At 71.1% G+C, this 13,057-nt stretch carries 6 protein-coding genes; 5 read left to right on the forward strand and 1 reads right to left on the reverse strand.

All coding sequences use genetic code 11. From position 1 onward, the window contains the following. Positions 1-5: 5 nt before the first annotated feature. Genes AB0F40_RS05440 through AB0F40_RS05450 form a run of 3 tightly spaced genes read left to right on the forward strand, consistent with a single transcriptional unit; the run spans position 6 to position 4,521 of the window. A complete protein-coding gene (locus AB0F40_RS05440; protein WP_357464983.1) occupies positions 6-1,589 on the forward strand; it encodes an NADH-quinone oxidoreductase subunit M in 1,584 nt (527 codons plus the stop codon). Then, positions 1,589-3,436: an NADH-quinone oxidoreductase subunit NuoN gene (gene nuoN, locus AB0F40_RS05445; RefSeq protein WP_357464985.1), complete on the forward strand. Its 1,848-nt coding sequence runs from the start codon at positions 1,589-1,591 to the stop codon at positions 3,434-3,436. Before AB0F40_RS05440 ends, nuoN begins: the two co-directional genes overlap by 1 nt. Next, entirely contained in the window at positions 3,433-4,521 is a 1,089-nt protein-coding gene (locus AB0F40_RS05450) for a polyprenyl synthetase family protein (RefSeq protein ID WP_357464987.1), read from the forward strand. Before nuoN ends, AB0F40_RS05450 begins: the two co-directional genes overlap by 4 nt. A gap of 138 nt (positions 4,522-4,659) precedes the next feature. Here AB0F40_RS05450 and AB0F40_RS05455 read toward each other — a convergent pair whose 3' ends face one another. Further along, complete coding sequence (locus AB0F40_RS05455) at positions 4,660-4,929, reverse strand: HepT-like ribonuclease domain-containing protein (RefSeq protein ID WP_357464989.1); 270 nt, start codon at positions 4,927-4,929, stop codon at positions 4,660-4,662. A 404-nt stretch (positions 4,930-5,333) separates the two neighbouring features. Here AB0F40_RS05455 and AB0F40_RS05460 point away from each other — a divergent pair, with 404 nt between their 5' ends. Continuing rightward, entirely contained in the window at positions 5,334-11,408 is a 6,075-nt protein-coding gene (locus AB0F40_RS05460; RefSeq protein WP_357464991.1) for an Ig-like domain-containing protein, read from the forward strand. Between the two features lie 89 nt (positions 11,409-11,497). Continuing rightward, positions 11,498-12,898, forward strand: a complete 1,401-nt coding sequence (locus AB0F40_RS05465) for an ATP-binding protein (RefSeq protein ID WP_357464993.1) — start codon at positions 11,498-11,500, stop codon at positions 12,896-12,898. Positions 12,899-13,057 lie beyond the last annotated feature (159 nt).

The raw sequence follows: 13,057 nt of genomic DNA on the forward strand, positions 1-13,057 counted from the left end.
GAGAGATGTTTCCCTGGCTGACCGTGCTCATCGCATGGCCGCTGGTCGGCGCGGCCGTGGTGGGGCTGAGCGCGCTCGTCCGGTCCCGTACGGGGCCCGCGAGCGCAGGGGTCGGCCTCGCCCGCCCGCTCGCGCTCCTGTTCTCGCTGGTCGAGGTGGCCCTGCTCGTCGGCGCGTTCGTCGCCTTCGACACGAGCGCCGCCGCCGAGCACCAGCTCGGCGCCGTCCACCCGTGGATCCCGCAGATCGGCGTCTCGTACGCGGTTGGGGTCGACGGCGTCGGCCTGCTGCTGGTGGCGCTCTCCGTGGTGCTCGTACCGCTGGTGCTGCTGGCCGCCTGGAAGGAGCAGGGCAGGGACGAGGTCCGGCTGCGCAAGTTCGTCGGTCTCGTGCTGCTGCTCCAGGCCTTCATGGTCGCGGTGTTCGCCGCCCGTGACGTGTTCCTGTTCTACGTGCTGTTCGAGGCCATGCTGATCCCGGCCTACTTCCTCATCGGTGGGTTCGGTCAGGGTGCCGGTCGGCGCAGGGCTGCCGTGAAGTTCCTGATGTTCAGCCTGGGCGGCGGGCTGATCATGCTCGCGGCGGTGATCGCGCTGTACTTCCTCGGCATCGGTGCGGGCATCGACCCGAGCCGGGCGTTCCTCGTGGACGAGCTGGCCGCGGTCGACCTCGGCACCACCGCCGAACGCCTGATGTTCGCCGGGTTCTTCATCGCCTTCGCGATCAAGGCCCCCATGGTGCCGGTGCACAGCTGGTTGCCCGACGTCGCGGGGAATGCCACCCCCGGCACGTCCACCCTGCTGATCTGCGTGCTGGACAAGGTCGGCACGTTCGGCATGCTGACGCTCTGCCTGCCGCTGTTCCCGGAGGCGTCCCGCTGGGCCGCGCCGCTCGTGATCGCGCTCGCCGTGATCTCGGTGCTGTACGGCGCGATCATGGCGATCATGCAGACCGACCTGCTGCGGCTGGTCGGCTGGACGTCGGTGAGCCACTTCGGCTTCATCATCCTCGGCATCTTCACCTTCACACCGCTGGGGACCGCCGGGTCGAGCTTCATGATGCTCAACCACGGGCTGGCGACCGGCGCGCTGTTCCTGGTGGCGGGGTTCCTGATCTCCCGTCACCCGGAGCGGTCGCAGAAGATCTCCGACTACAGCGGCCTGCGGTCGGTCACGCCGGTGCTCGCCGGAACGTTCCTCGTGGCGGGGCTCGCGACGCTGTCGCTGCCCGGCCTGGCCACGTTCGTCAGCGAGATCATGGTGCTGATCGGTGCGTTCGGCGGCTCGCCCGCCGGATCGGCCGGGTGGGCGATCGCCGCGATCCCCGGCGTGGTTCTCGCCGCGATCTACGTGCTGCTGACCTACCAGAAGATCTTCACCGGAGCACCGGCAGCGGGACTCGAGGCCCTGCCCGACCTGCACGTGCGTGAGCGCATCGTCGCGGCACCGCTCGTGGCCGGACTCCTCGTGCTCGGTCTTGTGCCGGGCCTGGCCCTGACCTACGTGAACGCGCCGGCCGAGCAGTCGGTGGCCGTCATGTCGGTCGACGAACCGGCGGACGCCGCCGCGCAGACGGGGAGCGACAACTGATGTTCGAGGCACCTGAGATCGACTGGCTCGCCCTCGCACCGCTGATCGTGGTGCTAGGTGCGGGTGTGGTCGGTGTGCTCATCGAGGCGTTCGTGCCCGCCAGGGCCCGCCGCGTGACCCAGGTCGTGCTGACCCTCGCGGCCCTGGCCGGAGCGTTCGCGTTCATCGCGGTCCTGTGGCCGCAGATCGTGGTCCAGCCCGTGCAGGTCGTGGGTGGCAGTGTGACCCTGACGCCGTTCGCGCTCGGCGCGCAGGGCATCATCGCCGTGCTGGCCTTCCTCGGCGTGCTCGTCGTGGCCGACCGCACGACGACCGGGCAGGACGCGTTCGCACCCGCGGCATCAGCGGTGCCAGGCACCCCGTACGAGGACCTGGCGCGGCGCTCCGGCCTGGAGCAGACCGAGATCTACCCGCTGCTGCTCTTCGCCGTGGGCGGCATGATGCTGTTCGCCTCCACCGACGACCTGATCGTCATGTTCATCGCGCTGGAGGTGCTGTCGCTCCCGCTGTACGTGCTGTGCGCGACGGCGCGCCGGCGTCGGCTCCTCTCGCAGGAGGCGGCCGCCAAGTACTTCCTGCTGGGCGCGTTCGCCTCGGCGCTGTTCATCTTCGGCGTCGCGCTGATCTACGGGTTCGCCGGTACTGTGCGGCTGCTGGAGATCGCCCAGCGGATGCAGCAGGGTGGCCTGCCGCTGGAGGGCATGAGCGTGCTGCTCGTGGCGGGCGTCCTGCTGGTCGTCGTCGGCCTGCTGTTCAAGGTCGGCGCGGTCCCGTTCCACGCCTGGACGCCCGACGTCTACACCGGCGCACCCACGCCGATCACCGGGTTCATGGCGGCGTGCACCAAGGTCGCGGCCGTCGCGGCGCTCGTCGAGGTGCTGTACCGCATCTCGATCGGGGTGGGGGGCATCGACCCGGAGATCATGCGCCAGCTGCAGATCGTCATCGTCGTGGTCGCGATCCTGACGATGGTCGTCGGCACCGTCGTGGGCATCGTCCAGACCGACGTGAAGCGCCTGCTGGCCTACTCGTCGATCGCGCACGCGGGCTTCCTGCTGGTCGGCGTCGCGGGCTTCAACGCTCCGGTGCAGTCGTCGACGCTCTTCTACCTGCTCGCCTACGGCCTCGCGACGATCGGCGCGTTCGGTGTGGTCACGCTGGTGCGCGAGCGCCGGATCACGGCGAGCACCGGCGAGGACAACGGCCCGGTGGGCGAGGGCGACGGCGTGGTGCTCGGCGAGGCGACGGAGATCGCGCAGTGGGCAGGGCTGGGCCGCAAGGCCCCGTGGCTCACCGCCGCGTTCGCGCTGTTCCTGCTGTCGATGGCCGGCATCCCGCTCACCGCCGGGTTCATCGCCAAGTTCGGCGCGTTCACCGGGGCGACGACGGGCGGCCTGTGGTGGCTCGCGGTGCTCGGCGTGCTCGCGTCGGTGGTGGCCGTCGCGTTCTACGTGCGGGTCCTGGTCGTCATGGTGTTCCAGCGGGCGGAGGACGAGCCGGAGCCGTCGGGGGTCTCGACAAGCTCGACCACCGAGGGGACGAGCTCGACCGCCGAGGGGACAAGCTCGACCACCGAAGGGACGAGCTCGACCGCCGAGGGCGAGGGTGCGATCAGCGAGGGTGCGAGCTCGACCAGCGAGGGCGAGGGTGTGGTCTCGGCCGGCGGGGCCGCCACCTTGACCAAGGTGCAGGTCACGGCCGCGCAGCGGATCGTGGTGACCGTCGTGCGGTCTCGCGGACCGGCCGCTGTGGCCATCGCAGTGTGTGCGATCGCGACAGTGATTCTCGGCGTGTTCCCGTCCCCGGTTCTCGGTCTGGTCGAACAGGCAAGTAAGTTCGTGCCGTGACCTCCGTACCGCTGCCGCACCAGACGACGACGGGTACGTCGGCGTCCGCCCCTCCGGCTGCTCCGACCGACCTGCCCGATCCCACCGCGCTCGGCCTGCCGATCGCCGACCCGGAGCTGGCCTCTCGCCTCGCGGAGCGGCTGACCGGGGTCGACAAGGTGCTCCTGGAGGCCGTCGCCAGCACCGACAAGCTGGCCGACGGCGCCTCCCGGCACCTCATCGACGCGGGCGGCAAGCGGTTCCGCCCCCTGCTCACCCTGCTGACGGGTGAGCTGGGGGACGGGTCGGTCCCCGGGGTCGTGGACGCCGCGGTGGTGGTGGAGCTGACGCAGGTCGCGTCGCTGTACCACGACGACGTCATGGACTCCGCGCCGATGCGGCGCGGCGCTCCCGCTGCCCACATGGTGTGGGGCAACTCGGTGGCCATCCTCGTGGGCGACATGCTCTTCGCGCGCGCGTCCGCGCTGGTGGCCGAGCTGGGGCCGGAGGCGGTGATCCTGCAGTCCCGGACGTTCGAGCGGATGTGCCTTGGGCAGCTGCACGAGACGATGGGCCCGGACGACGGCGAGGACCCGGTGGCCCACTACCTCCAGGTGCTGTCCGACAAGACCGCGTCGCTGCTGTCGGCGTCGGCCCGCCTGGGTGCGATGCTCGCCGGAGCGCCGAAGGCCCAGATCGAGGCAGTGGGCGCGTACGGCGAGAAGGTGGGCGTCGCGTTCCAGCTCGCCGACGACGTGCTGGACGTCGCCTCGTCCGGCGAGACGTCGGGCAAGACGCCGGGGACCGACCTGCGCGAGCACGTGCCGACCATGCCGGCGCTGCTGCTGCGGCAGCACGTCGCCTCGGGCGCTGCCACCGACGACGAGCGTGACCTGCTCGCGACGCTCGACGGTGACCTGTCCTCCGACGAGGCACTGAACGCCGCGGTGGAGCGGCTGCGCGCGCACGCGGTGCTGGCCGAGACGCGGGAGCTGGCCGTGCAGTGGGCGCAGGCCGCGTCGGCGGAGCTGGCGCCGCTGCCGGAGGGGCCGGTCAAGGAGTCCCTGGAGCAGTTCGCGCAGGCCCTGGCCGACCGAGCGGTCTGAGGCCCCGGCCGCCCGAGTGCAGACTTAGTCGCGCCCGCATCCGCCGAGTGCAGAGTTCGCTGCGCCTACGGGGCCTCTATCCGCGTCCAACTCTGCACTCGCCGAGTACTGGTGCGACGAAGTCTGCACTCGCGGGGGTCAGGCGGTGTCGAGGCCTGGCGGCAGCACCATCGGGTCGCCGGGCTGCGGTGGTAGGCCCAGGTCGCGCGCGAGCTGTGGCACGAACACCGCGAGTACGTCCCAGGCGACCTCGTCGTTCACCTCGTCGTTTGCGTGGGCCGCTATGTTCCGCATCCCGGCGATCCTGCGCCAGGGCATCTCGGAGAAGTGGTCCCGCACCCGCCCGTGCAGCTTCTCGCAGACGGTCGCGACCTCGATGATCAAGTACGTCGCGGCCGCACGCGTCATCCAGGCGCGCTCAGCGTGAAAGGCTGCGTGGCCGTCGGCCACGATCTCCGCTGACTGCGCAGCGAATCTCGTGAGGTCGCCGAGCCGGCGTCGAGCCTGCTCCGGGTCGTACGGACGCCTGGCCCGGTCAGTTCCGGGTCCGGGGCCGGACGGTGGCCGCACCACCCGTTCGAACCGTGGCGGGCGCCTGCGAGAGTCCGAGCGCCGTCCGCCGGATGTGTACCCACGTGCCGAACTCAAGATCCATGGACCGACGATAACAGCCCTGTTATTGCCCTGCGAAGGATGTTATGAGCTCGGTCAGATGCACCAGTCCTCAGGCCCCGCAACTTCCGCGCATGGGGACCTCTCCCCACCTGCGCCCGCGAACCACTGGCTAGGATGCACCCGTCGAGGGGTGGTTCGTGGCAGACGCGGTCGAGGGCAAGTTCAGGGCAACAACAGGGTTCATCGTGTCCTGGGCTCTGGTGGCACTGTTCAGTGGTGCGCTGGTGGCTCTTGCCTTCCTGCAGGACGGCGAGGCCACGGCGGAGCTCGATCTCAACGACTCCGGCGTCTGGGTCACGCAGACCGCGTCGGGCAAGCTGGGTCGGTTCAACGACGAGGCGGGGGCCCTGGACAGCACGCTCCTGGCCGGATCGTCGACGTTCGACGTCCAGCAGGACGAGGGCCGGGTGCTGCTGACGGACGAGGGAGCATCGTCGGCGAGCCCCGTCGACCCCGCGCACCTGGTGCTCGCGGGCCCCGTCCAGGCGCCGCGGGGCGCCCAGGTCGCGTCCGGCGGGCCGACCACCGCGATCCTCGACCCCGAGAACGGCCGGCTGTGGGTGCTGCCCTTCGACGGCGTGACCGCTTTCGACGCGAAGGAGCTCGATCCGACGGCGGAGCTCGGTTCGGGCGGGCAGCTCGCCGTCGCGACCGACGGGACGGTGTTCGTCGCGGTCCCCTCGGACGGGATGCTGTACCGGGTCGACACCGGTCAGCGGGGCGCACCGGGTGAGGTCATCGAGAGCGAGCTTCCCGTAGCGAAGGACGCCGAGGTGGAGCTCACCGCGGTCGGCGACGAGCCGGTGGTGCTGGACCGGACGGCGTCCGCGCTGGTGCTGCCCGACGGCGAGGTCGTGGACCTGCCCGGCGGCGCCGAGGGGCGGCTGCAGCAGCCGTCGGACGAGCAGCGGTCGGTGGCGGTCGGCACGCCGACCGGGCTCGTCACGCAGCCGCTGGGCGGCGGCGCGGCGACGACGCGCGTGGCCGACGGCGTCCCTGCGGCACCCGTCCAGGTGGGCGCCTGCACGTTCGGTGCCTGGTCGGGTACCGGCCAGGTGGTGCGGGACTGCCCGGGCACGGACCGGGACGTGGACGAGAACCTGGAGGGCGCGGACGGCGAGCTCGCCTACCGGGTCAACCGCGACGTCGTCGTGCTGAACGACGTAGCGGAAGGCACCCTGTGGATGGCCGCCGACGACTTCGAGAAGGTCGACGACTGGGACCTCACGATGCCGGAGGAGTCCGAGGGGGAGCAGACCGAGACGGAGACGACCACACCCGAGCTGGTGGACCAGTTCGTCGCCGAACGGGACAAGCCCAACCGGGCGCCGACGCCGGCGGACGACGACCTCGGGGTGCGTCCGGGGCGCACGACCGTGCTGAACGTGCTGGGCAACGACACCGATCCCGACGGTGACGTGATGACCGTGTCGGTGGCGGGACCGCCCGAGGATGCCAAGGGCATCACCGTGCACCGGGTGCTGGACGGTCTGGCCCTCCAGGCGGACGTGCCGGCGGAGGCGTCGGGCTCGGTCACTCTCACGTACACGGTCGACGACGGCCGTGGCGGCACCGCCGACGCGAAGGTGCGGGTGCGCGTTGTGCCGCCCGGCTCGAACGAGGCGCCGGTCGCCGACGGCGAGCCGGTGCTCCGCGTGGCGCAGGGCGGCGAGGCGACGATCAAGGTGCTGCCCTTCTGGCGCGACCCGGACGGTGACGACCTCGTGCTGTCGAGCGCCGCCACCGGTGACGTCGCCGACGAGGTCCGCTTCCGCCCGGACGGCGCCGTCGAGTTCCGGGACGGCGGCGGCACGACGGGGCGCAAGATCGTGGATCTCACGGTCAGTGACAGCGGCGGCATGGTGGGCGAGGGCAGGCTCCTGGTCGACGTCGTCGCGGCCGAGGAGCCACCGGTCGCCGTCGGTGACCACGTGGCGGTCCCGGCCGGACAACCGGTGACGGTGTACCCGCTGACGAACGACACCGACCCGAACGGCGACCGCCTCCGCCTGGTCGACGTCGGCGAGCAGGCTCCGGCGACGATCACGCCGAACTTCGCGGCGGGCTCGTTCCGGTTCGTGAGCCAGGAGCCGGGATCGTACGACCTGACCTATCAGGTGAGCGATGGCCCGGAGGCGACGCTGGGGCTGGTGCGGGTGGACGTGCTGCCGCCCCCGGAGCAGGACGGCGCCCCCGTGACGGTGACCGACACGGTGCTCCTGCCGGCCAGTGGTTCCGCCCTGGTGGACGTGCTGGCGAACGACACCGACCCGGCCGGCGGTGTGCTCGTCGTGCAGTCGGTGACCCTGCCCGACGGCGCCCCGGTCACCGCGGCGGTGCTGGACCACCACGTGCTGCGCCTCAGCGAGGCCAAACGGCCGGAGGGCCCCGTCACCATCGAGTACACGGCGGCGAACGGCACGGAGACGACCGTCGGGCAGGTGCGGGTGGTGCCGGTGCCTGCCGCGACGAAGCTCCGCCCGCCGGAGGCCGACGCCGACGAGGCGACGGTGCACGCCGGCGACGTCGTGACGATCCCGGTGCTGACCAACGACAGCCACCCCGACGGGCTCGAGCTCACGCTCGCCGAGGAGCTGGTCGAGGAGCCCGAGTCGGGCGAGGCCTTCGTGTCGCAGGACGCCGTGCGGTTCAAGGCGGGCCCCGACCAGGGCGGCACCGTCCACCTGGTCTACGAGGTCACCGACCCCAACGGCCAGAAGGACTCCGCCCAGGTGACCGTGACGGTGGTGGACGACGACGAGAACGTCGCCCCGCAGCCGCCCGACGTCACCGCGCGGGTGCTGGCCGGAGCGAGCACCCGGGTGGCCCTCCCGCTGGAGGGCAGCGACCCCGACGGCGACCACGTGCAGCTCGAGGCGGTCACGTCGGCACCGACGATGGGCACCGTCGACATCGTGGACGGATACCTGGAGTACGCGGCCTCCCCGAACGCCGCCGGGGAGGACCAGCTCACCTACTCCGTCACGGACACGCGGGGCGCTACGGCCACCGGCATGGTTCGCGTCGGGGTGGCGACGCCGCCGCAGGTGAACCAGGCGCCGCTCGCCGTGGACGACGAGGTCTCGGTGCGCCCGGGCCGGACGATCGGCATCGACGCGCTGGAGAACGACTCCGACCCGAACGGCGACCAGGTCGGCCTGGTGCCGAAGTCGTTCGACGGTACGGTCGAGCTGGAGCCGGAGGTCGCGGACGACCTCGTGGTCGTCACCGCGCCCGACGGCGAGGCCACGCACACGTTCTACTACGGCATCGAGGACTCGTTCGCGGCGCGCGCGACCGGCGCGATCACCGTGGAGGTGGCCAGGGACGCGCCGCTGCTGCGCCCGGTCGCGCGGGACGACGCCGTCGCCCCGGAGGACGTCACGTCCTCCACCGTGACCGTGGACGTCACGGGCAACGACCTCGACCCGGACGGGCTCGCCGCTGACCTCGAGGTCACCGTGCCGGGCCAGGGGCCGGACGGCGCCACCGTGACCGACGACGGGGAGATCGCCGTGCCGCTCACGGCTCAGCCGCAGATCATCACCTACGAGGTCACCGACCTCGACGGGCTGACCGGCAAGGCATTCCTGCGGGTGCCGCGGGACGGTACGCTCCCACGGCTCCGCGAGGACCTGGCGCCGGTGGAGGTGGCCGCCGGAGAGCCGACGCCGCTGGACCTCACCGAGTACGTGGTCGTCGCCGAGGGGCGTACGCCGCGGATCACCGACGAGTCGAAGGTCGCGGCCACCGAGGGCGACCACGAGGTCACGGGGCCCGCGGCCGTCACCTACACGGCGTACGAGGACTACTCCGGCCCGGCCGCGCTGACGTTCGAGGTCACCGACGGCTCGGGTATCGACGACCGCGAGGGCCGTACCGCCCTGCTCACGCTGCCCATCACGGTGCTGCCGGGCGAGAACGAGCCGCCCGAGATCACCGGCACGCCCGCGCTGGAGGCCGCGGCGGGCGAGGAGACCGCGCTCGACCTGTCCCGCTTCGTGACCGACCCGGACGGCGACCCGCTCACCGTGACGGTCGACGGCGACACCGGCGGGCTGAGCCTCGCGACCGAGGGCACGACGGTGCTGGCCACCGCGGCTCCGGACGCGCCGAAGGGCACCAGCACCACCGTCGGCTTCACGGTGTCCGACGGCGGGCACCCGCCGGTCGCCGGGCAGCTCACCGTCACCGTCGTGGCGTCGACGCGTCCGCTCGTGCGGGCCACCACCGACGAGGTCCCCGACGCGCACCAGGGTGAGCCGGTCACCGTGGACGTGCTGGAGAACGACGTCAACCCGTTCCCGGAGGATCAGTTGCGGCTCGTCTCGGCCCGGCTCGAGTCCGGCCGGGGCACCGTCGAGACCGCTGGGGACAGCGTGACGGTCACCCCGCCCGACGACTTCCACGGCGTGACGGTGGTGCGCTACCGGGTGGCTGACGCGACCGACGACCCCACTCGTGAGGTCGAGGGAACCGTTCGGGTGACGGTGCTCGGCGCGCCCGAGACGCCGCGTCCGCCGGTCGTCGAGGAGGTGCGGTCCGAGACGGTCGTGCTGAGCTGGGACCCGCCGTCCGACAACGGCGCGGAGATCACCGAGTACCGCGTACGGCCCCGCCGGGGGAGTGCCACCACCTGCCCGACCACCACCTGCACGATCACCGGCCTGACGAACAACCAGACGTACACGTTCACGGTGACGGCGAAGAACGAGGTCGGTACGTCGGGCGAGTCGGGGGCGTCCGAGGAGGCGCGGCCGGACGAGAAGCCGGACCCGCCGGCCGCGCCCAAGCTCGTGTTCGGTGACCGGCTCCTGACGGTGACCTGGCAGAACCGCTCGTACACGGACCGCTCGCCGATCGAGTGCGTCAACCTGGAGATCAGCCCGGCGCCGCCGTCGGGTGCGATCCAGAAGACGTGTCTCGACGGCACGCGGACAGTGTGGGAGGGGCTGCGGAACGGCACTGCCTACACGGTGCGGGTGCAGGCGCGGAACGCGGCGCCCGACCCGTCGGACTGGTCCGACCCGTCGGCGCCCGAGACCCCGGCGGCACCGCCGGACCGTCCCGCCAGGCCGACCGCGTCTCGCCTGGATACCGCGGTGGGCGGGCAGATCGCGGTGCGCTGGACGGAGCCGGTGACCAACGGCGCCTCGATCGAGAGCTATTACCTCACCGTGTTCCAGGACGGGGACAAGAAGGAGACCGTCCGGGTGAACGGCACGTCCAAGAAGTTGCGGAACCTGGACCAGCGGTCGGCCTACCGGTTCACGGTCGTCGCGGAGAACAAGGCCGGGAAGTCTCCGGAGAGCGCGCGGTCCGCGGCGCTGGAGCCGTACGGCACGCCGGTAGTACCCGGTGCCCCGAGCGCGTCGCTGATCAAGGGAGACACGAACGGCAAGGCCCGGGTGAGATGGGGCGAGATCAACACGTTCCGTGGCAACGGCCCGTACTACGAGGTGCGTGCGGACGGCTCGACGGAGAAGCGGGCGGCGGGCTCCCCGTACGACTTCGGCGGCCTGAGAAACGGCCGGAACCACACCTTCGACGTCCGGGCGTGCAACGCGTACGCCTGCTCCGCCTGGACGGACCGGTCGAACGCCGTCAAGCCGTACACGGTGCCGGGCAAGCCCCGCATCGAGTGGACGCGGGACCGCAGCGACGACGGCTACTTCACGCTGTCCCGCGCGACCAACGACGGCGGGGACGACGTCACGGAGACGCAGTGGGTCATGAGCGGCGACTCGAATCGTGAAGGTGTGTCGCCCATCGCGGTCCGGCGCGTCACCGTTCCCACTGCGCCGAACAGGAGCTACACGCTCAGGGCGCGGAGCTGCAACGAGGCGGGGTGCGGCGACTGGGTCCAGAGGTCGGGGACGACGGGCAGCTCCGACGCGAACCGGTCGCTGCGGACGGAGAAGGGCAGCAGCGCAGGGAGCGGTGAGAACTACCTCAGGATCGTGGTGCGCAACGGCAGTCCCGATACGACGTTCGGGGTGCAGTGCCATGCGGACGGCCAGGGCTTCTACCCCGAACGGGTCAACGACGACGGGAGAAGGTTCTTCGCGAACGACGACCGGTTCGGCAACCGGCTCCGGCTGGACTCGAACGGTGCCATCAATGCGGAGATCGCCTGTTCCTGGGGTAGGGCGGGGTCGGACGTCTGGATCAAGACGGGCGCCTGGGGAGACGCCGAGCACATCACCTGGTGACCCGCGCCGCGGAGTTCACCCGGCGTCGGCCTCGGGTTGGACCGACAGAGCCCTACATGCATCTACTCTAACAATGTTAGAGTAAGTGCATGCACGCGGCAGAGGTGGATCAGGCGTTGGCGCTCCCGCCGGACGAGGCCCTGGACGTTCTTGCCCGATTGCCAGAGGGGCAGTGGTTCGAGCGCAAGTCGGGCCGGGTCGACCCGAAGGACCTGGCGATCCCACTTGTGGCGCTCGCGAACGCCGAAGGCGGCTGTGTCGTGGTCGGTCTCTACGACGGCGTGGTCGACGGTGTGCCGCCGGCGCGAGTCAATGCGCTTCGCCAGGCCGCGCAGGACTTCACCCGCCCGGTGGTCCGCGCTCGCGTCGAGGAGATCCGGCTCTCGGACGACAGGCGCGTTCTACTGCTCCGAGTGGATCCGGGGGAGGCTGTCCATGAGACGGCCAAGGGTGACGTCTACCTGCGGATCGGAGACGAGTCGAGGCGGCTCGGCTTCGCGCAACGGCAGGAGCTCGAGTACGACAGGGGCTCCGCGCCGTTCGACGGCACGCGAGCCAGGGTCGGTGTCGATGAGCTCGATCCCATCGAGGTCGGGGCCTACCAGCGTGCCATCGGATCCTCGTCTCCCGACGCGATGCTGCGCGCTCGTGGCCTGCTGACCCGGGACGAAGAACCGACGGTCGCCGCCTATCTCCTGTTCGCCAGGTCACCCCAGATGCTCTTCCCGAACGCGCACGTGCGCGTGCTGCGCTACACGGACGTGGATCGCGGTACCGGCGCGCGGCTCTCGCTCGACGACGACGCGGACATCCGCTGTGAAGGATCCATCCCGCAGCAGATCGACCGCGCGGCCCAGGAGATCGAGAGACTGCTTCATCGTCGAAGGGCGCTCTCGGCCTCCGGACGTTTCGAGGCGTCGGGGATCGTGCCACGCGATGCCTGGCTCGAGGGCCTCGTGAACGCGGTGCTGCACCGTTCCTACAGCATGGTCGGTGACCATGTGCGGGTCGAGCTCTTCCCCGACCGGGTCGAGATATCGAGTCCTGGGCGCTTTCCCGGGATCGTCAACCCGGACCGCCCGCTCGACATCAGCCGGTACGCCCGTAATCCCCGCATCGCGCGTGTGTGCTCGGACCTCGGCATCGCGCAGGAGCTCGGCGAAGGTATTCGACGGATGTTCGACGAGATGCGGAGCAGGGGGCTGACCGACCCGGTGTACACCCAGACGCAGAGTGGCGTGCGGCTGGTCCTGTCGTCGCTCGACATGCTGCCCGAGAAGATCGCCGATCAGCTCTCGCCCGGGGCGCGGCATGTGCTCGACGTGCTGCGCTCCTCGGGCCGCCCGCTGGGCACGGGGCAGGTCGAGGATGCCGCGGGGATAGCTCGTCCGACGGCACTCCGCCACCTGCAGAAGCTGCAGGAGCTGGGAGTTGTCGTCTGGGAGGGGCAGTCGCGGAAGGACCCCAGGGCCGTCTGGCGGATCTCCTGACGCACGGCGGTCGGGCGGTCACCCCGGACGCCAGACAGACTCGTACAATCCGGTCGAACACCATGGGTAGTCCTGCCCACCAAAACTCCAGGACGATTCACCCTTCGTCCCGGTAGGGTGCACCCGTTGCGCCTGTGTGTGCGGTCCGGGTGAACAGAC

Source organism: Promicromonospora sp. NPDC023987, from assembly GCF_040639055.1.
GTDB lineage: Bacteria > Actinomycetota > Actinomycetes > Actinomycetales > Cellulomonadaceae > Promicromonospora.

Excerpts from the sequence above, each read along its gene's own strand:
- nuoN (WP_357464985.1), top strand. The coding sequence starts at position 1,589 with ATGTTCGAGGCACCTGAGATCGACTGGCTCGCCCTCGCACCGCTGATC.
- AB0F40_RS05440 (WP_357464983.1), top strand. The coding sequence starts at position 6 with ATGTTTCCCTGGCTGACCGTGCTCATCGCATGGCCGCTGGTCGGCGCG.
- AB0F40_RS05465 (WP_357464993.1), top strand. The coding sequence starts at position 11,498 with ATGCACGCGGCAGAGGTGGATCAGGCGTTGGCGCTCCCGCCGGACGAG.
- AB0F40_RS05455 (WP_357464989.1), bottom strand. The coding sequence starts at position 4,929 with ATGACGCGTGCGGCCGCGACGTACTTGATCATCGAGGTCGCGACCGTC.